Annotated in this window: 25 protein-coding genes and 1 pseudogene; 3 read left to right on the top strand and 23 right to left on the bottom strand. The window is 62.7% G+C overall.

Annotated elements, in window-relative coordinates; genetic code table 11:
* Positions 1 to 38: 38 nt before the first annotated feature.
* From ACTJKF_RS25115 to ACTJKF_RS25135, 5 genes are read right to left on the bottom strand one after another with little or no spacing between them, the layout of a single operon-like run.
* Positions 39 to 1,289, bottom strand: a complete 1,251-nt coding sequence (locus ACTJKF_RS25115) for an NADH:flavin oxidoreductase/NADH oxidase family protein (protein WP_440627069.1) — start codon at positions 1,287 to 1,289, stop codon at positions 39 to 41.
* 6 nt (positions 1,290 to 1,295) lie between these two features.
* Positions 1,296 to 1,694 (bottom strand): helicase, encoded by a 399-nt coding sequence (locus tag ACTJKF_RS25120; protein ID WP_440627071.1) that lies wholly within the window; start codon positions 1,692 to 1,694, stop codon positions 1,296 to 1,298.
* A gap of 55 nt (positions 1,695 to 1,749) precedes the next feature.
* Entirely contained in the window at positions 1,750 to 2,595 is an 846-nt protein-coding gene (locus ACTJKF_RS25125) for an alpha/beta fold hydrolase (protein ID WP_440627073.1), read from the bottom strand.
* 39 nt (positions 2,596 to 2,634) lie between these two features.
* Positions 2,635 to 3,423: an SDR family NAD(P)-dependent oxidoreductase gene (locus ACTJKF_RS25130; protein WP_440627075.1), complete on the bottom strand. Its 789-nt coding sequence runs from the start codon at positions 3,421 to 3,423 to the stop codon at positions 2,635 to 2,637.
* A 56-nt stretch (positions 3,424 to 3,479) separates the two neighbouring features.
* Positions 3,480 to 4,562 carry an alkene reductase gene (locus ACTJKF_RS25135; RefSeq protein WP_440627093.1) on the bottom strand — a complete coding sequence of 361 codons (1,083 nt, stop codon included), beginning with the start codon at positions 4,560 to 4,562 and terminating at the stop codon, positions 3,480 to 3,482.
* Between the two features lie 129 nt (positions 4,563 to 4,691).
* On the opposite strand from ACTJKF_RS25135, the gene ACTJKF_RS25140 reads away from it, so the two are divergent.
* A complete protein-coding gene (locus ACTJKF_RS25140; RefSeq protein ID WP_440627077.1) occupies positions 4,692 to 5,321 on the top strand; it encodes a TetR/AcrR family transcriptional regulator in 630 nt (209 codons plus the stop codon).
* Positions 5,322 to 5,326: 5 nt separating this feature from the next.
* Here ACTJKF_RS25140 and ACTJKF_RS25145 read toward each other — a convergent pair.
* The 5 genes and pseudogenes from ACTJKF_RS25145 to ACTJKF_RS25165 form a co-directional block, all read right to left on the bottom strand.
* Positions 5,327 to 5,702, bottom strand: a pseudogene (locus ACTJKF_RS25145) (alpha/beta fold hydrolase); the annotation flags it as partial.
* 138 nt (positions 5,703 to 5,840) lie between these two features.
* On the bottom strand, positions 5,841 to 6,125 hold the full coding sequence (locus tag ACTJKF_RS25150) for a hypothetical protein (RefSeq protein ID WP_071333473.1): 285 nt from the start codon (positions 6,123 to 6,125) through the stop codon (positions 5,841 to 5,843).
* A 77-nt stretch (positions 6,126 to 6,202) separates the two neighbouring features.
* Positions 6,203 to 6,490 (bottom strand): hypothetical protein, encoded by a 288-nt coding sequence (locus ACTJKF_RS25155; protein ID WP_412529227.1) that lies wholly within the window; start codon positions 6,488 to 6,490, stop codon positions 6,203 to 6,205.
* 48 nt (positions 6,491 to 6,538) lie between these two features.
* Complete coding sequence (locus tag ACTJKF_RS25160; RefSeq protein WP_046548872.1) at positions 6,539 to 6,811, bottom strand: hypothetical protein; 273 nt, start codon at positions 6,809 to 6,811, stop codon at positions 6,539 to 6,541.
* 63 nt (positions 6,812 to 6,874) lie between these two features.
* Entirely contained in the window at positions 6,875 to 7,099 is a 225-nt protein-coding gene (locus tag ACTJKF_RS25165; protein WP_419762367.1) for a hypothetical protein, read from the bottom strand.
* 767 nt (positions 7,100 to 7,866) lie between these two features.
* Here ACTJKF_RS25165 and ACTJKF_RS25170 point away from each other — a divergent pair.
* The gene (locus tag ACTJKF_RS25170) at positions 7,867 to 8,127 is read left to right on the top strand and encodes a hypothetical protein (RefSeq protein ID WP_046548873.1); all 261 of its coding nucleotides are present in this window, start codon (positions 7,867 to 7,869) and stop codon (positions 8,125 to 8,127) included.
* 271 nt (positions 8,128 to 8,398) lie between these two features.
* On the opposite strand, the gene ACTJKF_RS25175 is transcribed toward ACTJKF_RS25170, so the two are convergent.
* Both ACTJKF_RS25175 and ACTJKF_RS25180 read right to left on the bottom strand, forming a co-directional pair.
* Positions 8,399 to 8,638, bottom strand: a complete 240-nt coding sequence (locus tag ACTJKF_RS25175) for a hypothetical protein (RefSeq protein WP_046548874.1) — start codon at positions 8,636 to 8,638, stop codon at positions 8,399 to 8,401.
* 68 nt (positions 8,639 to 8,706) lie between these two features.
* Positions 8,707 to 8,946, bottom strand: a complete 240-nt coding sequence (locus ACTJKF_RS25180; protein WP_440627079.1) for a hypothetical protein — start codon at positions 8,944 to 8,946, stop codon at positions 8,707 to 8,709.
* 747 nt (positions 8,947 to 9,693) lie between these two features.
* On the opposite strand from ACTJKF_RS25180, the gene ACTJKF_RS25185 reads away from it, so the two are divergent.
* The gene (locus ACTJKF_RS25185) at positions 9,694 to 9,843 is read left to right on the top strand and encodes a hypothetical protein (protein WP_156814593.1); all 150 of its coding nucleotides are present in this window, start codon (positions 9,694 to 9,696) and stop codon (positions 9,841 to 9,843) included.
* A 22-nt stretch (positions 9,844 to 9,865) separates the two neighbouring features.
* Here the strand turns inward: ACTJKF_RS25185 and ACTJKF_RS25190 are convergent, their stop codons facing one another.
* The 11 genes from ACTJKF_RS25190 to ACTJKF_RS25240 all read right to left on the bottom strand — a co-directional run bounded on the left by ACTJKF_RS25190 (position 9,866) and on the right by ACTJKF_RS25240 (position 21,907).
* Positions 9,866 to 10,114: a hypothetical protein gene (locus ACTJKF_RS25190; RefSeq protein WP_440627081.1), complete on the bottom strand. Its 249-nt coding sequence runs from the start codon at positions 10,112 to 10,114 to the stop codon at positions 9,866 to 9,868.
* Between the two features lie 128 nt (positions 10,115 to 10,242).
* The gene (locus tag ACTJKF_RS25195) at positions 10,243 to 10,398 is read right to left on the bottom strand and encodes a hypothetical protein (RefSeq protein WP_171026816.1); all 156 of its coding nucleotides are present in this window, start codon (positions 10,396 to 10,398) and stop codon (positions 10,243 to 10,245) included.
* A gap of 454 nt (positions 10,399 to 10,852) precedes the next feature.
* Positions 10,853 to 11,257 carry a DUF2384 domain-containing protein gene (locus ACTJKF_RS25200; RefSeq protein ID WP_440627083.1) on the bottom strand — a complete coding sequence of 135 codons (405 nt, stop codon included), beginning with the start codon at positions 11,255 to 11,257 and terminating at the stop codon, positions 10,853 to 10,855.
* A gap of 407 nt (positions 11,258 to 11,664) precedes the next feature.
* A complete protein-coding gene (locus ACTJKF_RS25205) occupies positions 11,665 to 12,768 on the bottom strand; it encodes a porin (protein ID WP_440627095.1) in 1,104 nt (367 codons plus the stop codon).
* A 337-nt stretch (positions 12,769 to 13,105) separates the two neighbouring features.
* On the bottom strand, positions 13,106 to 14,134 hold the full coding sequence (locus ACTJKF_RS25210; protein WP_440627085.1) for a hypothetical protein: 1,029 nt from the start codon (positions 14,132 to 14,134) through the stop codon (positions 13,106 to 13,108).
* Positions 14,135 to 14,196: 62 nt separating this feature from the next.
* Positions 14,197 to 15,669, bottom strand: a complete 1,473-nt coding sequence (gene zwf, locus ACTJKF_RS25215) for a glucose-6-phosphate dehydrogenase (protein ID WP_440627097.1) — start codon at positions 15,667 to 15,669, stop codon at positions 14,197 to 14,199.
* Entirely contained in the window at positions 15,666 to 16,598 is a 933-nt protein-coding gene (locus tag ACTJKF_RS25220; protein WP_440627087.1) for a carbohydrate kinase family protein, read from the bottom strand. Before ACTJKF_RS25220 ends, zwf begins: the two co-directional genes overlap by 4 nt.
* Before the next feature lie 16 nt (positions 16,599 to 16,614).
* A complete protein-coding gene (pgi, locus tag ACTJKF_RS25225) occupies positions 16,615 to 18,213 on the bottom strand; it encodes a glucose-6-phosphate isomerase (RefSeq protein ID WP_440627088.1) in 1,599 nt (532 codons plus the stop codon).
* Between the two features lie 33 nt (positions 18,214 to 18,246).
* A complete protein-coding gene (locus ACTJKF_RS25230; protein WP_440627090.1) occupies positions 18,247 to 19,188 on the bottom strand; it encodes an ABC transporter substrate-binding protein in 942 nt (313 codons plus the stop codon).
* A gap of 87 nt (positions 19,189 to 19,275) precedes the next feature.
* Positions 19,276 to 20,313, bottom strand: coding sequence for an ABC transporter permease subunit (locus ACTJKF_RS25235; RefSeq protein WP_440623311.1), 1,038 nt, complete (start codon positions 20,311 to 20,313; stop codon positions 19,276 to 19,278).
* 40 nt (positions 20,314 to 20,353) lie between these two features.
* Complete coding sequence (locus tag ACTJKF_RS25240) at positions 20,354 to 21,907, bottom strand: sugar ABC transporter ATP-binding protein (RefSeq protein ID WP_440623310.1); 1,554 nt, start codon at positions 21,905 to 21,907, stop codon at positions 20,354 to 20,356.

The following is a 21,907-nucleotide window of genomic DNA, read 5'->3' on the forward strand; positions in this document are numbered from 1 at the left end:
TCATCAGCGATGAGTTTCTGATCGCGAGCCCTCGGCACTCAATTGCGCGCCCGCAGACGCCGCGTGCGAAACGTTCCCCAGCCGCTGCTGAAAGCAGACTTCAAGAATGCTGCAAGCCCACCCTCGTCGGGGCGCGGTTTTCTACCCCTCGCAATGCGCTTGATCTGGCGCGTGTACCACAGCACCTCCATGATTCCGAGGCGATCGACAGCCTTGAGGCCGGTACTGATTGGGTGCACCTGATGCAGGCTATCGCGCCCTTGAAGCAAGGCGGCGGGGGCATCGGGATCGATCGCGAGCAGCCGCGCCAAGCCCACCACATCCAGCGCGCTGGAGTGCAGCGCCGCGTTCATGCCGGCAGCGGTGCGAAAACCACCGGTCACCATGAGTGGCACTTTGACTGCTGCGCGCACCTTCTGGGCAAATTCCAGGAAGTAGGCCTCCCGCGCCGCGGTAGATTCCTTCTTCGGCTCTTGCATCGCCCCGCTCATGGCAGGCGTCTCATAGGTACCGCCAGAAATCTCGATCAGGTCGATCCCCGCATCGCTCAACGCGTGGATTGTCTCGATCGATTCTTCTTCCGTAAACCCACCGCGCTGGAAGTCGGCCGAATTGAGCTTGATTCCCACTGGGAAGTCCGGGCCGACCTGCCGGCGGATTTCCGCATAGACGGCCAATACGAAGCGGCGTCGCTTCTCGGGACTGCCGCCCCATTCGTCGCTGCGGCGGTTGTGGTGCGGAGAAAGAAATTGGCTGATCAGATAGCCATGTGCTCCATGAATCTCTACGCCACTGAACCCGGCCTTCTTGCAAATGGCCGCACTGCGCCCGAAGCGTTCGACGATGTCTTGAATCTCGGACGTGGTCGCTTCGCGCGGTGTCTCGAAGAATGCCGCCATGTCCTCGCGGAAAGGAACCGCAGAGGGCGCCAGGTTGAAGGCGTTCAAACCCTTGGTCGATTGCTTTCCGGGATGGTTAAGCTGCACCCAGATCGACGCCCCCTGCGCGGTGGCAGCCTCCGCCCACTGGCGTAGCACGGGCAAGTCTGCCTCGTCTTCGATCACGACATTCCCGGGCTCGCCCAACGCGCGGCGGTCGATCATCACGTTCCCTGTCATGATCAGTCCGAGCCCCGACGCAGCCCAACGTCGGTACAACTGCACCAGGTCCAGCGTTGGGCGATTATCGTAGGTGCCCAGGGTCTCGCTCATGGCGGCCTTGGCGAGTCGGTTACGCAGTGCGCTGCCATTGGGCAGGTGCAGTGGCTGGTTCAACAGATCTGTTTTCATGGCAACTCAGAAGACGGTGCGGTCGTAAGGCAAGACGATTTTCGGAGGCTGCAGGAACGCCGTAAGGCCCTGGAACCACAACACTTCCCGGAAGTCGCCACTGATGGTCAGATCTTTACTGCCCACCCCCCTGAGGAAAGCCGCTTGCGCATCCTTCGCCGACAGAATCTCGAAGCCTTTGGCGGCACTCGTAAAGGTGAGCGTGAATCGAGGAGTCTCTGCCAGTCCCGAAAACGATCGGACGGTGCCATCTTTGACAACAAAGTAGCGTCCGGCACCCGAAACCGTACGAATTTGGAATACCAGGCTCGTGGACGCAACATAGCGCGCGGCGTCGGCATCGCTCCTGACCTTGCGTCTCAGCATTTGGGCGAATGCCCACAACAGGAATTTGAACTTAAGCATTTCGGGCATCCTTTTGACTTGAGAAAAGTGCGTTCGGACTATGACGACCGTCGCGTCACTCGCTCAGGAACTGAACTGCGTGACCCAGGAAGCGTTGCGGGTACTGGAACTGCGCGGCGTGGCCGGCGTCCGGGTAAATGAACAACTGGGCATTTGGCAGGTTGCGAGCCATGTAGAAGGAGTTAACCGTCGGGACCATCACGTCGTTCACGCCATTGAGGATGAATGTAGGCTGTCGGATGCCGCGCAGATACGCGAAAGGATCGTCTTCCGAGAGCCTCGGCATGTACAGCATGTTGGCCTCGATCTGTGCCATCAAGACCTCCGGCGAGGATGGCGGATCTTGGTCGGCTCGCACATGACGCCGTTCCCAGAACTCCCTTGCTGCCTGCTCGGCCTCTGCTGATCGGCCGAAGAACAGGTAGAGGAAGTCCTCGAACGACGGGACCGGATTGACCGCTGTGGTCAATACGCGCGGCTCCATTTCCGGATTGCCCCCGCGCGGTCCGGTGCCGAGCAGCATCAGCTTGCGCACGAGCTCGGGATGGCGCCAGGTCAGGTCCAGCGCCTGAAACCCTCCCAACGAAAAGCCCAGAACGTCGATTTGCTGCAAGCCGAGTGCGCGAACGAAGGCCGCTGCGTCATCGGCCATGTCCTCGATGCGAGTTCGTGGTTGCCCGCCGGAGGAAGCGACGCCGCGGCCGTTATAGAGAATGACTTCGCGGCTTTGGGCAAGCCCATCCGTCATGAGTGGATCCCAGTTGTCCATTCCACCGCGGAAGTGCTGCAGGAACAGTAACGGCGGCTGCGAAGAGTCTGCCTTACCCCAGCGGCGGTAGGCGAATCGAGTACCTTCGACATCCACGAAGCGCGTGGGCGTAGTGATATGGTTGTCGGTCATCGTGGTATCCGTCGTTCCGCCGTTTGCAGCAATGAATAGTCAGGCGCGGAGCTGATAACGCTCGGCCGCGTGTGCTTGTCGAATGTCCGATATCAGTCCCTGTCGAGCGCCGTCCAGCGCGTCCCACCGCCCAGCTACGTGCAGCGGCGGGATCGTGACCAGTTCGCGACGGTCGAACCCAATCAGTGCCGCGTCGACCAACTCTCCCACTTCCATCACCTCGTGCAGCGTGTTCACGTCGATCCCGGCGCGCTCCCAGATCTCCGTGCGTGTCGCCGCCGGCAGGACGGCTTGCACGTAAACGCCCTTGGGCGACAACTCGAGGTTCAGGCCCTGCGACAGGAACAGCACGAATGCCTTGGTCGCGCCGTAGATCGACATGCCGAACTCGGGCGCAAAACCCACCACCGAGCCAATGTTGACGATCGAGCCATTACCGGACTGCACAAAGCGTGGCGCGACCGCGGCTGCAAGCCTCGTCAGCGCCGTCGTGTTGAGCGTGATCAGGCGTTCGATGCTTTCAGGGGTTTGCTGCAGGAAGCCGCCCGACTGAGCCACGCCGGCATTGTTGATCAGAATTCCTATTCGATTGTCATCGCGCAGACGCGCCTCGAGCGCGGACAGATCGGTGGACTGGGTCAGGTCGGACTGCAGCACTTCTACGGCCACACCGCTTTCCTCACGCAGGCGCGCTGCCAAGGCATCGAGCCGCGCCTTGTCACGCGCGACAAGGACGAGGTCATGGCCACGCCGAGCGAAGCGCTCGGCGTAGGTGGCACCGATGCCGCTGGAGGCGCCGGTGATGAGGACAGTCGGAAGCGTGGTCACGGGTACTTTCCTTTGCAAGGGTTCTTCTGGCGGAGGCTCGATCAAGGGCACGCGCCTTAGCCGGAAATCGTCGGGTAATCGATGTAGCCCACCGCGCCGCCGCCATAGAGCGTCGCCGGGTTGAGTTGCGTCAGGGGTGCGCCGTGCTTCAGGCGTTCGACCAGGTCCGGGTTGCTGATAAACGGACGGCCGAACGCGAACAAGTCGGCTCTGCCCTCATTGAGTTGAGTGGTGGCGAATTCCAGGTCGTAGCCGTTGTTGGCCAGATAGGTCTGCTTGAACCGGCGGCGCAGCGCGTCATAGTCGAACGCCGCCACATCGCGTGGGCCGCCAGTCGCGCCTTCGACCACGTGCAGACAGACGATGCCCTGCGCGCTGAGCTGTTCGGCGATGTAGTCGTACTGCGCTTGCGGATCGCTGCAGGAAATGCCGTTTGCCGGCGAAACCGGCGAGATGCGCACGCCGGTGCGCTCTGCGCCGATTTCCTTGACCACTGCGGCGACGACTTCCAGCAGCAGCCGCGCACGGTTCTCGATCGAGCCGCCGTAGTCGTCGGTGCGCTGGTTGGCCCCGTCCTTGGTGAACTGCTCCAGCAGATATCCGTTGGCGCCGTGGATTTCCACGCCGTCGAAACCGGCGGCAATAGCGTTGGCCGCAGCCTGTCGAAAGTCGTTCACGATGCCCGGCAGCTCGGCGAGTTCCAGGGCGCGCGGCTCGGACACGTCGACAAATCCGTTGTTGACGAAGGTCTTCGTCTCGGCGCGGATGGCGGAAGGCGCGACCGGCGCCGTTCCGCCAGGTTGCAAGTCAGTGTGCGAGACGCGGCCCACATGCCAGAGCTGCACGAAGATGCGTCCGCCCTTCGCATGTACGGCGTCCGTGACCTTACGCCAGCCAGCGATCTGCTCGGACGTGTACAGGCCGGGCGTGTCCTGGTAGCCCTGGGCCTGGGCCGAAACCTGGGTGGCCTCGGTGATGATCAGGCCGGCCGAGGCGCGCTGGGCGTAGTAGGTCGCGGCAAGCGCGCTGGGCACCAGCCCGGCGCCGGCACGGTTGCGGGTCAGCGGTGCCATGACGATGCGATTGGCGAGCGTCAGGCCACCGAGGGCGTACGGCTCGAAAAGCGTTTTCTCTGACATGTCGTTCCAGCGTTTGGTGGTGGGAATGGCGTAATGATGACGATCATAATCTAACGTGTCAATACTTTGATGATGATCAACATCAATGTATAGTCTGGCCATCAGACAGGAACGCGTACGGAGAGGAAAGTGAAAGTCACCAAGGCACAGGCACAGGCCAACCGGGCCCACGTTGTCGAAACAGCGTCGACGCTATTCAGGGAGCGCGGTTTTGATGGGGTCGGAGTGGCGGATCTGATGGGTGCAGCTGGGTTCACCCACGGCGGCTTCTACAAACACTTCAGCTCAAAGGCCGATCTGATGGCGGAATCGGCGGCCTGCGGCATGGCGCAGACTGTTGCGCTGTCGGCCGAGGTGGACGCATCGGAGTTCGTGCGACTGTATCTCTCGCGCGAGCACCGCGACTCGCGCGCAACCGGCTGCACGATGGCTGCGCTGGGTGGGGATGCCGCGCGTCAACCCGAAGCGGTCCGGGCCACATTCGCGGACGGTATCGAAAGGCTGCTGGCGGCGCTAAGCCAAGAACGTGGTTCGTCAGACGGTGCAGCCTCGGCGGAGGCGCGAGCCAACTGCCTAGACATCATGGCGCATGCGGTCGGCGCCATTGTGTTGTCGCGCGCGTGCCCGGATGATTCTCCGCTCGCAGACGAAATCCTGACGGTATGCCGCGACAAGATTCTCGCCACCCTGGGCCCATCGGCGACAGCGCGCGAACCGGGCCGCAATCATGGTAACGACAGCTCCGCTAAGTCAAATTGACACCGGGCTTCGACACCGTTTGGCGTACGAGCGAAGAACAGATATTGCTTCGGATCCTGGCCGGTGAGGAAACCTCGAAGCATGTCGCAAAAGGGAACGCTGGTCACGGTACTGATGCCTTCCCCACCGGCAGGACCCGTTCCCGCGAGAATAATCTTGCGGACGAGTTGCGGCTGCTTCAGCATGACTCCCTGGGCAACCATGCCGCCCATCGAAAAGCCAAAAAGATCGACCTTCGTGAACCCCATGGCCTTGATGAAGTTGATGGCATCGTCTGCCATCTGCTCAATCGAATTCGATGGTGCGCCACTGGAAGCTCCGACACCACGATTGTCGAATCGTGACCACGTGATGCTCCGCCGCGAGGCCGTCCACCACTCGGGTTGATCGATCGGAGATGTGCGCGCGTCCAGTCACGCCGCCATCGACGATTTTTCGGACTGGATGCCTTCGCAAACAGACCTCGTTTCGAATAGGCTGCTGAGCTCGCCGTCCGCAAGGAATGCGCACGTTGGTGAGTCAGAGAGCAGCCAGTAACCGGAGTTGATGTTCGCTTTCGGCCCCGCGAACCAGTGCATAGGCCCGCATCTCCATGCGCTCAAAGAGCGAAATGGATTCCGAGCCGGAAAAGACGCTCCATGCGTCGTCCGCGATCGAGGTCGGCGCGCCACGGGCTCTCGCGAACGCGCGCAGGAGAGGGCTTGCCTCGCGGCGCAGCACGCGGCGGTCAGCGTTCAGAACATACGGTGGACAGTCAGTCCGTAAGACGAGGTAGTACGGAATCGCATTGCGATCACTTAGCATGGTGGCGATACCGGTGAGGAAGAATGCGTGCGTTCAGCTTCTCGCGTCGTCGTGGCCGACCGCTGCGTTTGACCGAACTACATGTCGATGACCGAAGCTCCACCCACCTTTCCGTCGATGATGTCCTTTCCCTGCTGCCGGGCGGCACGCCTTGCCATACCAAAGTCGGAGTATGCATGCGGTTGGTCCAGCCTGAAAATACGGCTCGCGGCGGAGGTTGCTATCGCGCCCGGGCGGCATATCCGTACCGCGATGTCATACCCTTCGGCGTAACGGGAATGTCCGTCAAAGCGACTGAATGTACGCGCGAAGACGAGGGGATGAAGTTCGTACCCCTTGTAGAGAAGAAGCAGGTGTGTCGACATGTTGGCCATTCCACAGAGGGCGACTCGCAATACGCTCGAACGCGCTTTTCATTTCCGCTGCCGCAACCGGCTTAGCAGCTCAAGCGCCACCGTGTCAGCGTCGTTGTTGATCATTTCCGCTCGCAACAGCAGGCCGCCAACACGGACGGCTGCATCCCAACTATCTTCTGTCATTGCCTGATGGTTGCGTGCAAGCTGCTCGGCAAGAGCCAGGAGCGCCGCCATCCTTGCTGACTCGCCGGAAGTCCGGCGCTCCTCCCTCCCGGCAATGAGCCGGAACAGGCCCAGGACCGATTCGGCGGTAACGGAGGGGATAGTCATTCGGACTTTATACGCCCTTTCGGTCCGCCCCGCCCATATATTCACGCTGGCCCCCGAGCCTGCCTAGTACCGCCTCGCATACCCCTCGCGATACAGCGAGGCGCCGATCGACGTCAGAACTGCGATCTCATCCTTACTCAATCGACTCCATGCCTCCGCCAACCAGCCAGCGAATCCGGCACAAGCATGGTCCAGATCGGCGGCCGCCTTTCCCTCTGCGTTCATCCGCTCGAAGATCATCATCACGTCATGTGGCGTCATCGTCGGCTCCTCGTGAGCTTCCAGCATAGGCGATCGGTGGCGTCCGCCCCTACTCCTTCGCACGCTCGATGTTCGCTCTCTGGCGTGCCCGCAGCCACAAGCCGAAGCTGGCCAGTAGCGGTTCGACCTGGTGTCCTGTTCCGTTGACGTCAACATGCTACGCACATATGAATCGGTTAAGGCCTGCGTGAGCCATGTCATTGCCCGCATCGCCGATGCATCCCGTGAACCGGGTCGGTCAGTTACAGCCATGGGCCGTCGCTGGTCCGCTTCGCCCTGCATGATCATATCAATTCGCATTCCTACATGATAAGTCGGTCCTGAACGGACGGAATCTCCTTTGGCTGACGGAATCGGCCGATCGAATGTCATGGTGACGTAGGCAGCCAACGACAGCCGACGGCCAGCTGTTGCCTGCCGCAGCGACGCACGGCATTTGATTCGACGAATGAGCGCTTCGGTCACGACTCTCGTGGTCGCAACGGGACTACACTGAAGACGCTATTGCAGGAGGAGACAGCGATGAGAGACTCTGACCCCCAAAGCACCAGGCGTGGCCTGCCATGGGACACGCCGGAGCTGAGCGCGATGCTCAAAGACATGCTGCTACCCCCGGGTGACGGCAACAGCGATGTCGGCTCCCCGGAAGCTTGCTTCCCGGTAGCGCCGTATGTGGGGGATCGTGAGGTATTCCGCGTGAGTTCGGTGTGCATGATTTCAACGCTCGAACGCGTGCCGTCGGCCCCGTGACATCGAGCCGCGCGACATCTCTGCTGAACACGAGGGGGCCGGATATGCGGCTGATCGAATCGGATGAATACAGAGACTTTCTGGCGACCTTGGAGCGCCGTGGCTTGGCAGAGGGCGATTTCGATCTTCAGGAAACGGATACGACCGACCCGAAGGGTGATGAGAACCTCGGTCTACAGGGCTATGTCACCATCACCAGGCTCTCGACGCAGATTACGAAGGAATACGTGATCGGCGACGAAAGCGACTGGCTACAGCATTTCAGGAAAGATCTTGAAGCGGGTGCCTTCGATCGACTGGAATGATATCCCGACGCGACGCGCCGCACTTGGGAGGAAGTTCGGCTCACGAGAGTCGCGGACTTCGAGGATGCGGAACGCATGCGGCCCGATCTGGCGATGATGAGCCCGTTAGAGGGCGTGCTTGCTGCCTTGGTCTGTGGCCCTCCAAGGATGGCCATCCTCTCGACCGACCTTCGACACCGCGTCAGCCTGCTTTGGCAGCAGCATGTATTGCCGTCGGCCTCGATCCCGGCGACGCCCTGATTGCTCGGGCGGCTGGCGTGCCACCCGAATTTCAATTCATCGACGCGGGGAGATCGTCGGCCAAATGCGCGTCGAGCCATTCGAGCGCCCAGTTTTTCGCAAAGGCAATCGCATCCTCGCGCACGTCGAAGCCAGCCAGATCTCCGCTCAGTTGAACGTCGCACTCACTGCCGTCTGCACGATCGATGCTGATCCGCACGTGTGCCATGTATTCCCCGTCGGCCCTGCGCGGTGTCGGGTCGATATGGAATCGGGTTGGGTCGACTTGCATTTTCCTTCCTCCTTCAATTGCTGCGGGGCCCGTGGCCACCGCGAAGTGTATCGTCGCGACCAGAACAGTCAAAGCTTGAGGAGTGCCATGATCTGGCCTGCTTCCTGGTCCGATTCGCAGCTCGCCATTCCGCCTTTGCGCAACAGCGCGCGAATCGAGAAAAACATCAGGAAGGCATCCTCATCGATTTTATGACGACGATCGAGAATGACGCCGTCCATCTCGGCACGAGCGTCATACGGCAGGAACTGTTCGATGACACCAGAACCATCGCGTCGAATCCATTTCAACAAGTCTTTTCTGTTCATATCCAGCCTCCCGACGTTGCCGGTGCGCCATGCGCGAGGCGTGTTTGAGTCTGTGGCGGCGCCGCGGACGCAGAAACAGGATGGACCGAGGAAGAGATCAGGACGCGTTATCCAACACGCTCGTGTCCTGTAGACATGCATCGATCAGGCGATTCGCATACGCAGCCGATATGCGGCGCGCTCGTCCGCATTGCGCGGTTTCGATGAGAGGCCCGATCACGTTCGGAGGGGGGCGCCTTGAGTGGCGCGGGAATCGGTAGCGAGTCAGTCAGCCAATCCATCCTACGCCCATTGGCGAACTTGTACAGCGAAAGTTCTGCGCGAACCGCCGCATGGCATGCCGCCCCGATTGGGCGCGGGACCGACCGGCTCAGCCGCGTGTGAACAATCGCCGATACGCGGGGAGATGGTGCCCTGACGGTACCCTCACTTTCAAGCAGGCGCTGTCCGCACGCACAACTACGAAGCTCGTTTCGACGCGCCGGTCAAGGTTTGCCTTCGCGGCACTGACACCACGCTGACCCGGAGCCAGACCTTCAAGCTTGTCGACGGTTCGCCGTTTGTCAGTGCCGGTGACGCACGTCTGGCTTCGCAACGTTATGCAGAAGACATCATCGACCAGAACCAAGGTGAACATTGGATGCTCGACGCAGTACGTTGATGCGGATCTCTGATGTGCAGCAATGCATGGGAGCACGCGACAATCGGAGATGCGCGTCCCGAACTGAAATTGGGCAAGCCGACGCCATGCTGCCGGTCAACGGAAAACTCGCGACGAAAAACCAACATTCCTTTCTGTCCAGCGCTCTCAAAGCAGATCAGCGGGTGAGCGGCCGCATTATGCAACTGCCGCGCTACGCGCTAATGGGCGTCGTGTTGCCAAGCGACGCTGCGTAACGACCAAGCCGCCAACGCAAGTTCAATCGGTTCCTTGCGTCTTTTCGTGCCCCTGGATTTGTTCTTCTAGCAAAGTGCGCGCGAGCGCTCGAGCGGCGTCGCGCGCTTCCACGTCTGTCGCAAAATCCTCTTCGGTATCGTGTTGCTCAGAGGAGCCTGGATCCTCTCCGATGTGGTGCAAGTGGACGATTCCGCGATAGCGCCCACACATCGTCTCCATCACGCGAAGGCGGGCCACGTGCGTGTGGGTTGTACACACTTCATCATCCATGATGCCTTCCTTGCCAAGCCCCCTGGCGAGACAACGACATAGCCGACTTCATCCGCTCGCCTGCATCGGCGCGTTTGGTCCCCGGCAAACTTCAGTGAGGCGGGGCTATCGCCGGCAGCGCGGAGAAGTCAATGTTTGCGGTGCATCCACCCCAAGTGATGGGAATCCAACCACTGAACGACTTCCATACTTGAATGCTCGCTCCGGTAACGGCGCGCCAACGCGACTGCAACCACCGCGACCACCGCAAAACCAACCACCCAACCAATCATCGACTGAGTCATGACAGCCTCCTTGTGGAATGCAGCCATGATTGAATTCTAGGCGTCTTGGGGGAAGGATTCACAAGTCCTGCGCCACGCCGCGTGTTATAGAATTGTACTCATTGCGTGAAGCGCTCGAAGCCAAGGCGGCGAGCCTGGCAGCGCAGCATGCGCATCTGCCCGATACAGACGCCGTTCGCGACGCCGTCACCCGATGTTGAGGTCCGCAAACTACCGTTCGTTGTGTGCGAGCCGGTGCGAAATACACACTTTCGCGCGGACATACGGACGAATGGGAGCGAAAAAGAAAATGCCCGCTCATCAAGCGGGCATTTGAGGAGGTGGGGCGAGAACATGCCGCGGAACCACGTCCAAGCCGGTAAGCCCCGCTCCCTGTTTTCTTTTACCGAACATAGGTTGGCTATGACGTGAAAGTAGCCGCTATTTTGCAGATCCGCAACGGATGTACCCGACCCTATCCGGCCGCGCCGGTCTCGAGCGATGTAACGTAACGCAGTAGGTCTTCAGTACGCCCTTCTGAAACGAGCTGCTCAGCAGTCTTGCAATCAAAGGTCGGCAACGGTTCATTGCGATACCAGAAGAGCGCCCTCTGAACGTCGCCGGAGATATCGGTAGCCGCTCGGATGATCCGAAGTGCGTCCCGAAGGAACTTCTGCACGCGTTCAGAGCCCGCCAGTCGGCTCACGGTATTGCGATGGACATGGGCCAGCCGTGAGAGCGTTTGCATATCGATATACAAGGCGGCCGCGAACCGGCAAGCTGAGACGATCGGCGCGCCGCTATCACGGTCCCTCAACAACTCCATGAACTGGTCGAAACCACCGGATGGCGTTGGGTCGTAGTCGACGTTTGGATCCATAGCAGATTGCTCAACGCACACTATATGCACATTTATGGCACATGCTGATCAGTCTGGTTGGATTCTGATGCGCACTTCTGCGCCGATGCTTGTTGCCAAGCGCCGCCGAGACACGTGGTCGGAAGCAGGCAACATCCCGAAGACAACTTTTCTGAGAATTCCCGTGCCCAAGGACACTTTTTCTTAGACGAGCGCCATGCAGTCGTCTCAGAAAAGATGTCCAAGTCCTTGATTCGTATAGGGTGCCAAAGACAACTTTTCTGAGAGCCCACACCCGCGTGTTCCCTTGGGAGCCGACTCGCGTATCGATGGGGCTGGCGGAGCAATGCCCTCACGGGGCATCGCTCCGAAACACGCTTTTCCAAGCAGCGTGGAAAAACGTTCGTTATCCCCTATGCGGGATCGAATCAGAACAGATGCTGGATGCCCGCATAGACGCCGGTCTGGCTATGACCGGGTGTCGGATTGTCGTTGTAGCCACCGCCGGCGATCGGGCCGCCGGCACCTGCCGGATTCGACTCCAGGCCGAAGTTCGCGTTCTTGCTGTTGCGCACCGTGGCAATCTGCATGTCGAAGAGCGTGCGCTTCGAGATGTTGTAGGTGCCGCCGATCGTGTAGATGTTGGCGTTGCCGCCGCCATGATTGGCATTGACGTGATAGACGGCACCCGTCAGGGCTGCGGCCGGCGTAGCCTGCCAGGTGACGCCGCCCCAGACCTGCTGCGTCGACGTAATGCCGTTGTTGGCGGCCGGCGCGCCGTTCGCGTGCGAGGCCTGATAGGCCGCCTGCACTTTGAACTGGCCGAGAAACACGTTCACGCCGGCGAAGTACTCGCGGGAATAGTTGAACACGTCCGAGAACTTGCCGTTGACGTCGCGCGCTTCGTCATAGATGCCGCGAACCTGGAAGTACGAATTCGTGTAGGTCAGTTGCAGGCCGTCGGCACGACCCTGTGCGGTTGTGCCGTTGCCGTTCCAGCTCGTTGCGTTCGACAGCGAATACTGGCCGTACACGTCGAAACCGTAGAAGCTCGGCGACTGGTACGAAATATTGTTGCTGGTCTTGTTCCAGTTGCGGCCACGCACGAGCGATCCGGACGACCAGGAGGTCTGGCCAAGCGGATCGAAGTCCCACAACCCGTTCGAGATCGAGAGTTCGCGGCCGAGCAGCAGGGTGCCGAAAGCGTCATTGGAAAAACCGACCGTTGCCCAGCGATCCCAGATGGAGCCGGTGCCGCCGAGACCACCGTTCATCGCATTGAACGAGCCTTCGAGGTGGAAGACCGCCTTGTTTCCACCGCCAATATCCTCGGAACCTTTCAGGCCCCAGAGGCTGGTGCCCCAGTCGCCGCTTTCGGCACGCCAGCGGCTTGCCGTGCCGCCGTTCCCGTTGGAAATGCCGCTCAGGTACTCGATGCCCGCGTCGAGGCGGCCGTAGAGCGTGACGCTGCTTTGTGCGTGCGCACCGATACCGATCGACATCAACGTGGCGGTGAGTATTGCTTTTTTCATAATTGGCTCCAAACCTGTCAGAAAGAAAAACGTGTTACAGCGGCACAACAGCTCCGGTACCTACTGTCACCGGCATAAGTAAGGAAAACGAAATGAATTGCCGTAAAAGCTAATACGTCAAAAGCGGAACAGTGAAGTGAGCTCCGTTTGAGAATGTCGAGCCGCGTAAGCGGGGCGAGCCATCGTCGGGCCGGGATGGCGCAATTACATGCAAATCATGCAGGACAACTATTCATAGATGAAATGTCGGAAAACCGAACCAGCACGAAGCCGGCAATTTGCGCTGAGCGATTTTCCGAAGATTGCGTGAGAGAGCCTTCCGCTGCGGGGGGCATGCCTAATGTGCGGCGAGCACCTCGAATCGGTAAGCGATTTCAGTTCGCGTGCCCGGATCCAATGCAATTGCCGTTCGAACGCCGCGCGCGTTGATCGGATTAGGCGCGAGCGAAGCCGCACGGCCAAGCTCGAATGCACTCGCAACGGGTTCGATGCCCACGCAGAGGTTGCGGCCGTTCCATGGCGCATAGGCACGTCCGCGATTGCTGATCCACAACAGCAGCGACGGCAGCGCGTCGGCATCCCATGTCAGCCGGTAGCGTGTGCCGGCGGCGGTGTCCGTCATCGTGACCGAACCGTCGATCCCGCAGAGCTGGAGGATTTCTTCCGTGGGCTGCGCGAGCGGTAGCTGGTGAAATGCACCGAAACCACCGTCGCCAAGCGGTACGCGCTCGAGTGTTTCGAACGTCGCGCCTGCAAGTGCGCTCGATACACGCGGTTCCGGCCCGGCCGGGTGCACCATGCCGAAACGGTACGCGCCGGGCTCGATTCGAAATGCGCCGGTGAGCGTCGGCAGCGCGAGGTTCGGATGGAGGCCGATGGGGCAGCGAGCCGACTTGCGTGCTTCGATACGGAGCGTGACGTCGAAGGCAGCGCGAGCCGGATCGGCGCGCACGATGCGAGTCAGTCGCGCGATCGACGATGTCTCGGGGTAAGCGATGTCGATTTCGATCTCGTGTGCGGTTCGCCTCACGAGTGACCACATGCCGGTACAGCCGTAACCATGCTGAAGGTCGTCACTGGTGTCGAGTGCGACGTCATCCGGGATCGGCGTTGCGGCGGCCTTCCGCCAGCCGGAGGGCAGTCGATCGGGAGCGTATGGAACACCGAATGGCACGCACGGGAATTCGCTTCGCATGACCCCCAGTAGCCCGGAAGGTTGCGGCTCGGCCTGGCCGATCCACGGCGCTTCGTAAAACGGACGGATCGTGCGGCCGCCTTGCTGTAATGCAACGCCGCCGAGCATCCCCCCTGCTGCGTGGAGATCGAACGCGCCGTGCGCCCATTTGAGATGCCAGACTGTTTCCATTGCTTTGTCAGGTGTAGTCGGAGAGAACGCTTCTACGATAGGAGGCGGCATGCGTGTGCGGATCAGTTCTCTTCCTCGCTCCAGCATGTGCCGTATCTCGCCAGCATCGCACTCGCCTGCGCAGGCCCCCAGGTTCCAGCCGAATAGGGCCTTGGCGCCGTTTTCAGGTCGAGAATCGGCGCGACCCACCGCCATGCGGCTTCCTGTTCGTCGCGACGCACGAACAGCGCAAGTCGGCCGGCGATCACGTCGAGCAACAGGCGCTGATACGCCTCCATGCGGTCTTGCTGAAAGAATCGGTCGAATGCGAGGTCAAGGTAGACGCCCTGGAGGGTCATGCCGAGCCCCGGTCGCTTCGCGAGCGTGCTCAGGCGGATCGATTCGCCCGGCTGCAGCTGGATCGTCAACCGGTTCGGCCCCGCCCACAGCGCCGTTGGCCCAAGCGTGGAATGCGGCGGGCGCTTGAACGTCACGACGATCTCGGCCACGCGCCGCGCCAGTCGCTTGCCGGTGCGGAGGAAGAACGGTACGCCGGCCCAGCGCCAGTTTTCGACCTCGGCTTTCAGCGCGACGAACGTTTCGGTTGTGCTGTCGGCATGGATCCCGGATTCGTCGAGGTAACCCGGTACCGACTCTCCGCGGACCACGCCCGCGCGATACTGCCCGCGCACGACGCTCTGATGCAGTGCTTCTTCGCCAAGCGGCTTGAGCGCGCGCAGCACGCGCAACTTCTCGTCGCGGACTGCGTCGGCTTCCATCGATCGAGGCGGTTCCATTGCGACGATTGCAAGCAACTGCAGCAGATGGTTCTGCACCATGTCGCGCAGGGCGCCGGTCTGATCGTAAAACCCGCCGCGCCCGCCGACGCCGAGTTCCTCGGCAACCGTGATCTGAATGTTGTCGATCCATTCACGGCGCCACAGCGGCTCGAACATCACGTTGGCGAACCGCAGCGCGAACAGGTTCTGCACGGCTTCCTTGCCGAGGTAATGATCGATGCGGTAGATCTGCTCTTCGGAAAAAATCTGGCCGACCGCATCGTTGATCGCGGTCGACGAGGCGAGATCGTAGCCCAACGGTTTTTCGAGCACGATTCGCGATGTCGACGGGGCGAGCCCTGCCTGCGCGAGCGCGCGGCAGATCGGCACGAAAAGCGATGGCCCGGTCGCCAGATAGAAGATCTGGCGCGATGACGCCGGCGAGAGCGCGTCGGCCAAACGCGAGAAGGCGCCGGGCTGGCTTGCGTCGAGTGCCACGTACGAAAGCCGTTCGCGGAAGCTGCGCCAGGCGCCTTCGTCGAACCGGGCCGGCGTCAGGTGCGGCCGCACCGACTTCTCGACCCAGTGCAGGTAGCTGGCAGTGTCGAGCGCGTTCTGTGCAACCGCGACGATGCGCCCTTCGGGTGCGAGCAGGCCGTCCCGGTGAGCGGAGTAGAGCGCCGGCAGGATCTTGCGCATCGCGAGATCGCCGGTACCGCCGAACAGTACGAATTCGAACGGCGCCGGGGCGTCGGAAGACGGGGTGTGCGCACTCATTGGGCCGCGCTCGCGAGTGTGTGTGCCGATTCGATCAGCGCGTGTACTTCGGCGGCCGTCGGAGCATATGCACCGGCGCGCGAGGCCACGAGCGCCGCACAGGCGGCGGCAAATCGAAGATGGTCGGCCGACGCGGCTTCCGGGCGTGTCAGCAGGCTCGCCATCCAGCTGCCGACGCACGCGTCGCCGCAGCCGACCGTGTCGGCAACCGTGACCTTGAAGCCGGGCTGCACTACCGTTTCCTCGCCTGCGAAGAGTTCCATGCCAGCCGCTCCGCGCGTGACGAGTACCGCGGCCTGCGGTGCCCATGCACGGATTTGCGCGAGTGCAGCGGCCTCGTCCAACTCGGGGAACAGGCCGGCGAGATCCTCGTCGGACACCTTGATGTAGTCCGACAGACCGATCATCGTGCGCAAGGTGTCGCGGTACGACGGATCGGCCATCGGCGCGCGAAAGTTGGGATCGAACGAAATCCGCTTGCCGGCAGCACGCACCGCAAGCGCAATGTCGATCAAGCGCGAAGCGAGGGGTTCGCGTACGAGGCCGAGACAGCCGAAATGAACGATCTCGACGGTGTCGAGCCAGTCCGCAGGCAGCGCGGCCGGATCGAACGCGAGATCCGCGCTGTTCTCGCCGATGAAGAAATATTGCGGCGGCCGAGTCGACACGACCATCGCAAGAAGCGGCGGGCGGTCGACCTGCTGCGTGAAGCGCATGTCAAGGCCGGCTTCGGCGCTCTTCTGCATGATCTCGTCGCCGAAGATATCGGCGCTCACGGCACCGGCAAAGCCGGTCGGCGCGCCGAGGCGCGCGCCGACGCGCGCGACGTTCCAGCATGCGCCGCCGGCAATGCTGTGCCAGCGGTTCGTGTCGTCTCGAATGAAATCGGTCAGGGCTTCGCCGAAGATGACCAGTCGCGGTAACTTCATCGTGGAATCCGGGATGTCAGGCCGCAGCGGCACGCTGCGCGTTGAAGCGGTTGATCAGTTGGTTCGTCGAGCCGTCGTGCGCGTGAACCTGCCCTGGCGTGAGCAATTCGTCCTCGATCGCGACCGCGAGCTTCTTGCCGAGCTCGACACCCCACTGGTCGAACGAATTGATCCGCCATACCACGCCTTGCACGTATACCTTGTGTTCGTACAGTGCGATCAGCGCGCCGAGGGACGCTGGATCGAGCGTGTCCAGGCAGATCGTGTTCGATGGCCGGTCGCCCTCGAAATTGCGGTGTGGTTCGGTTGTCGAGCGCGATCCGTTCATCAAGGCCTCGGACTGCGCGAAACAGTTTGCGACGAGGACGGCATGGTGATCGTCGAATGCGTGGTGCGGCCGCATGCACACGATGAAGTCGGTCGGGATGATGGCGGTACCCTGGTGCAGGAGCTGGAAGAACGCGTGCTGGCCGTTCGTGCCCGGCTCGCCCCAGATTACCGGGCCGGTGGCGTAATCGACGCGCTCGCCGTCGAGCGTCACCGACTTGCCGTTGCTTTCCATGTCGAGCTGCTGCAGATACGCAGGCAACCGGTGCAGATAGTTGTCGTATGGTGCGATCAGTTGGCTCGTCGTACCGAGGAAATTCTGATGCCAGATGCCGATCATGGCGAGCAGGACGGGCAGGTTGCGGGCAAGCGGTGCTTGCGCGAAGTGACGGTCCATCGCGTGCGCGCCGTCGAGCAGCTGCTCGAACGCGTCCATGCCGGCCATGATCGCGATGGGCAACCCGATGGCGGACCACAGCGAGTAACGTCCGCCCACCCAGTCCCAGAACTCGAACATGTTGCCGGTATCGATACCGAATGCCGAAACGGCGGTGGCGTTCGTCGAAACGGCGACGAAGTGCTTCGCGATCGCCGAGTCCGGCGCACCGGTTTCGAGCAGCCAGGCTCGCGCGGTGCGGGCGTTCATGAGCGTCTCGCGTGTCGTGAAGGTTTTCGACGACACGATGAACAGCGTGGTCTCCGGATTCGCGCGCTTGAGCACTTCGGTGATGTCGGCTGCGTCCACATTCGAGACGAAATGCATCCGCAGCCGTTCATGCGCGTAGGGCTTGAGCGCCTCGCACACCATCTTGGGACCCAGATCCGAGCCGCCGATGCCGATGTTGACGATATCGGTGATCTGACGGCCCGTGTGGCCCAGCCATTCGCCGGAGCGGACCGCACCGGCGAAGCGCCGCATCCGGGCAAGCACGTCACTGACCTGCCGCGACACGTCGGTATCCTCGACGATACGCTGCGCGCCCGCACGATCGCGCAGCGCGACGTGCAGCACCGCGCGATTCTCGGTGCGGTTGATTCTCTCGCCGGCGAACATTGCGTTGCGATGCGCGTCGACACCCGCCTCCTGGGCGACGGCGACGAGCAGGGCGATGGTTTCGTCGTCGACAGGGTTCTTCGAGTAATCGACGAAAAGCCCGGCCGCCTCGAGGCTGAAGCGCGATGCTCGCGCCGGGTCACGGTCGAATCGTGAACGGATCGAGACGCCGGACATGGCGTCCCGATGGCCGGCGAGGGCGCGCCACGCGCGCGTTTGGGTCAATGAGGTCATGGTCGTGTCAGGCCTGCGATGCGTTGTGGGCGGTTAGTGCGAGCTCCAGCCCTTGTAGTCCTTCACGTTGTCGCGCGTGACGAGCGTCGGCTCGATCAGGATCATCGGGTTGGCCGGCTTCCGGCCGTTCATGATCCCGTAGCCGACGTTGACGGCCTGCTGCGCCATCGCCCACGGATCCTGGCTCGACGACGCCTGCACGAGCGTGTTGGACTTCAGCGCCACCTCGATGTCGGGCGCGCCGTCGACCGACGTGATCACGATGTTCGGGCGGTTCAGCTGCTTCGCCGCGAGATCGCTGCCGATCGCCTGCGGGTCGTTGATCGTGAACACCCCGTCGAGCTTCGGAAAGCGCGTGAGGTAGCCCTGCATCGTGTTCATCCCGCCTTCGCGCGAGCCCTTGCCGTCCTGGTCGCTCGACAGCAGCTTGATGCCCGGATTCTTCGCGAGCACGGCCTTGCAGCCGTTCACGCGGTCGATCACGGCCGACACCTGCGGGCCGTTCTCGATGATCACGTTGCCCTTGCCGTTGAGTTTCTTCGCGAGGTAGTCGCATGCCAGCTCGCCGGCCTTCACGTTGTTGGTCTGCACGGTCGCGTTCGCGCCCGCGGCCGCGACGTCCACCGCGACGACCGTGATGCCGGCCGCCTGCGCCTTCTTCACCGCCGGCTCGATCGCCTTCGGGTCGGTCGCGTTGAGCAGGATCATGTCGACGTGCGCGGAGATGAAGTTGTCGATCTGCGTGAACTGCTTGTTCAGGTCGTAGTCGGCCGACACCGCGGTGACCTTCGCGTTCGGACTGAGCTGTTTCGCGCGGGCCTCGGCGCCTTTCACGATCGTGACGAAGTACGGGTTGCCGAGCGAGCCGACCGTGACGCCGATCGATTTCAGCGGCTTGTCGGCGGCATGGGCGGCGGCAGCGCCGAAGGCGAGTGCGCAGGCGACGGCGGTCAGGGCGGCGTGGTGCTTGAACATGTCGTTGTGTCTCCGGAAGGTCCGTTGGCAAACGGGCGCAGGAGGACCTGCCTGCGCCCCGATGGTTGAACAGCGAGGGAAGCGGTATCAGGTGCGGGCCGAGTCGCGCTGGCGATAGCGGTCGAGCGCGACCGCGCCGATGATCACGAGCCCCTTGATGATGTACTGCCAGATGTCGGACACGCCGAGCAGCACGAGGCCGTTGGTCAGCACCGCGATGATCAATGCGCCGATCAGCGTGCCGACGATCGACCCGACGCCGCCGACGAAACTCGTGCCGCCGAGGATCACCGCGGCAATCGCGTCGAGCTCGTACGACTGGCCGAGCTGCAGGCCGTTGGCCGCGTAGAGCCGGGCGGCCGACATCACCGCGCCGAGACCGGCGAGCAGGCCCGATGCCGCATACACGAACAGCTGGATCGCCCGCACGTTGATGCCCGACAGCCGTGCGGCTTCCGGGTTGCCGCCGACCGAATAGATGCGCATGCCGAGCACCGTGCGGCGCAGGATGAACCACGACAGCGCGATCACCGCGACCGCGATGATGACGAGCCAGGGCACGCCGAGCACCGTGCCGTTGCCGATGAACGCGAACGGCAGTTGCGGGTTGAAGATGGTCGTGTCGTTGCCGATCAGGCGGGCGACGCCGCGCACGGCGGTCATCGCGCCGAGCGTGACGATGAACGGGGGCAGGCGCAGGAACGAGATCAGGCCGCCGTTGATCGCGCCGAACACGAGGCCGACGGCGAGCGCGAACGGCACGCCGAGCCAGCCCCAGCCGGGGAGGGTCGAGGCGAGCAGCGCGGCGACGGCCGACGCGGCGAGCACGGAGCCGACCGACAGGTCGATGCCGCCCGTCAGGATCACGAAGGTCATGCCGGCGGCGAGCACGATGTTGATCGATGCCTGCTGCGTGACGATCGACAGGTTCTGTAGCGTGAAGAAGCCGTCGGTCAGGAAGCCGAAGCCGATGCACAGGACCAGCAGCACCGGCAGCATGCCGGCGGTGCGCAGCAGCGACTGCATGCGCGCGCGATGATCGGCGCCGCGCATCAGCGGCGTGCGGTTGGCGACCGGTTGGGCCGGCGCGGAAGCGAGGTTCCGCTGCTTGGTCGGGTTGATCATTTCGGTACCTTGAATGAAGAGGGAAATGAAGGGGCCGTGGTCAGTGCGCGTCGGCGAGTTCGGCTTGCGAGCCGGTGGCGAGCGCGATGATCGCTTCCTGCGTGATCGGGGTGTGCGTGTGGCCGCCGAGTTCGCCGGCGATCTCGCCTTCGCGCATCACGAGCACGCGGTCGGCGACGCCGATGATCTCCGGCAGTTCGCTCGAGATCACGATCACGCCGACGCCCGCGCGGGCCAGTTCGTTGATGATCCGGTAGATCTCGGACTTCGCGCCGATGTCGACGCCGCGCGTCGGTTCGTCGAGGATCAGCACGCGCGGCTTCGTCTCGAGCAGGCGCGACAGCAGCACCTTCTGCTGGTTGCCGCCCGACAGCGCGCCGACGTTCACGTTCGCGTGCGGCACGCGGATCGACAGCGATGCGATCGCGTCGCGTGCGCGTTCGGCGCCGCGCGGGAGATCGAGCGCGCCGAGCCGTGCATCGCGGTTGCACACGGCGATGTTGATGTTGTCGCGCACGCTCATGTCGAGGAACAGGCCCTGGCGCTTGCGGTCTTCCGTCAGGTAGACGAGGCCCGCGTCGATCGATTCGCGTGGCGAATGGGCGCCGAACGCGCGCTCGCCCAGCTTCACGTCGCCGCGCGTGCGCGGCTCCGCGCCGAAGATCAGTCGCGCGAGCTCGGTGCGGCCCGCGCCGACGAGCCCCGCGATGCCGAGCACTTCGCCGGCATGCAGGTCGAGGCTGCAGCCGCGCACGCGCTCGCCGTCGGCGATGTCGCGCACCGACAGCAGCAGGTGGCCGGGGTCGTACGGTGCGTGTTCCTTCTTGTAGAAACCGGAGATGTCGCGGCCCACCATCATCGCGACGAGCCGCTCGGCCGACAGCGCGTCGCGCTCGAGCGTGCCGATGTACGACCCGTCGCGCAGCACCGACACGCGATCCGACAGTTCGTAGATCTCCGCCATCCGGTGGCTGATGTAGATGATCGCGAGACCTTCCTCGCGCAGTTGCCGGATCAGGCCGAACAGGTGCTCGGTCTCGCGCGAGGACAGCGGCGTCGTCGGTTCGTCCATCACGAGGATGCGGGCGCGGGTGTGCACGGCGCGCGCGATCTCGACGAGCTGCTGTTCGGCGATCGACAGCGTGCCGACGAGCGTGTCGGGCCCGAACGGCGCGCCGAGACGCGCGAGCACGTCCTGGCAGCCGCGCGCCATCGCCGCGCGGTCGATCGTGCCCCAGCGCCGGTTGCCGTGCCGCAGTTCGCGGCCGACGTAGATGTTTTCCGCGACGGTCAGGTTCGGGGCGAGGCACAGCTCCTGGTAGATCACGGCGACGCCCGCATCGCGCGCGGCGAGCGGGCCGTCGACGTCGATGCGCTCGCCGTCGATCAGGATCTCGCCGCCGGCATCGGCGCGGTAGGCGCCCGACAGGATCTTCATCAGCGTCGATTTGCCTGCGCCGTTCTCGCCCATCAGCGAATGGATCTCGCCGGGGTAGACGGTCAGGCTGACGTTGTCGAGCGCGCGCACGGCCGGAAACGTCTTGCTGATCCGGCGCATCTCGAGCAACGGCCGGGGCGACTCAGTACGCGACAT

The organism is Burkholderia sp. 22313 (assembly GCF_052045245.1).
Taxonomy (GTDB): domain Bacteria; phylum Pseudomonadota; class Gammaproteobacteria; order Burkholderiales; family Burkholderiaceae; genus Burkholderia.

Coding starts and splice junctions, on each gene's coding strand:
- ACTJKF_RS25175 (WP_046548874.1), bottom strand. CDS start 8,638: ATGCAAGTCGACCCAACCCGATTCCATATCGACCCGACACCGCGCAGG.
- ACTJKF_RS25190 (WP_440627081.1), bottom strand. CDS start 10,114: ATGGATGATGAAGTGTGTACAACCCACACGCACGTGGCCCGCCTTCGC.
- ACTJKF_RS25210 (WP_440627085.1), bottom strand. CDS start 14,134: ATGGAAACAGTCTGGCATCTCAAATGGGCGCACGGCGCGTTCGATCTC.
- ACTJKF_RS25135 (WP_440627093.1), bottom strand. CDS start 4,562: ATGTCAGAGAAAACGCTTTTCGAGCCGTACGCCCTCGGTGGCCTGACG.
- ACTJKF_RS25240 (WP_440623310.1), bottom strand. CDS start 21,907: ATGTCGCGTACTGAGTCGCCCCGGCCGTTGCTCGAGATGCGCCGGATC.
- pgi (WP_440627088.1), bottom strand. CDS start 18,213: ATGACCTCATTGACCCAAACGCGCGCGTGGCGCGCCCTCGCCGGCCAT.
- zwf (WP_440627097.1), bottom strand. CDS start 15,669: ATGAGTGCGCACACCCCGTCTTCCGACGCCCCGGCGCCGTTCGAATTC.
- ACTJKF_RS25170 (WP_046548873.1), top strand. CDS start 7,867: ATGCGGCTGATCGAATCGGATGAATACAGAGACTTTCTGGCGACCTTG.
- ACTJKF_RS25200 (WP_440627083.1), bottom strand. CDS start 11,257: ATGGATCCAAACGTCGACTACGACCCAACGCCATCCGGTGGTTTCGAC.
- ACTJKF_RS25120 (WP_440627071.1), bottom strand. CDS start 1,694: ATGCTTAAGTTCAAATTCCTGTTGTGGGCATTCGCCCAAATGCTGAGA.
- ACTJKF_RS25155 (WP_412529227.1), bottom strand. CDS start 6,490: ATGTCGACACACCTGCTTCTTCTCTACAAGGGGTACGAACTTCATCCC.
- ACTJKF_RS25115 (WP_440627069.1), bottom strand. CDS start 1,289: ATGAAAACAGATCTGTTGAACCAGCCACTGCACCTGCCCAATGGCAGC.
- ACTJKF_RS25125 (WP_440627073.1), bottom strand. CDS start 2,595: ATGACCGACAACCATATCACTACGCCCACGCGCTTCGTGGATGTCGAA.
- ACTJKF_RS25160 (WP_046548872.1), bottom strand. CDS start 6,811: ATGACTATCCCCTCCGTTACCGCCGAATCGGTCCTGGGCCTGTTCCGG.
- ACTJKF_RS25230 (WP_440627090.1), bottom strand. CDS start 19,188: ATGTTCAAGCACCACGCCGCCCTGACCGCCGTCGCCTGCGCACTCGCC.
- ACTJKF_RS25195 (WP_171026816.1), bottom strand. CDS start 10,398: ATGACTCAGTCGATGATTGGTTGGGTGGTTGGTTTTGCGGTGGTCGCG.
- ACTJKF_RS25150 (WP_071333473.1), bottom strand. CDS start 6,125: ATGCTAAGTGATCGCAATGCGATTCCGTACTACCTCGTCTTACGGACT.
- ACTJKF_RS25165 (WP_419762367.1), bottom strand. CDS start 7,099: ATGCTGGAAGCTCACGAGGAGCCGACGATGACGCCACATGACGTGATG.
- ACTJKF_RS25235 (WP_440623311.1), bottom strand. CDS start 20,313: ATGATCAACCCGACCAAGCAGCGGAACCTCGCTTCCGCGCCGGCCCAA.
- ACTJKF_RS25185 (WP_156814593.1), top strand. CDS start 9,694: ATGCTGCCGGTCAACGGAAAACTCGCGACGAAAAACCAACATTCCTTT.
- ACTJKF_RS25180 (WP_440627079.1), bottom strand. CDS start 8,946: ATGAACAGAAAAGACTTGTTGAAATGGATTCGACGCGATGGTTCTGGT.
- ACTJKF_RS25205 (WP_440627095.1), bottom strand. CDS start 12,768: ATGAAAAAAGCAATACTCACCGCCACGTTGATGTCGATCGGTATCGGT.
- ACTJKF_RS25220 (WP_440627087.1), bottom strand. CDS start 16,598: ATGAAGTTACCGCGACTGGTCATCTTCGGCGAAGCCCTGACCGATTTC.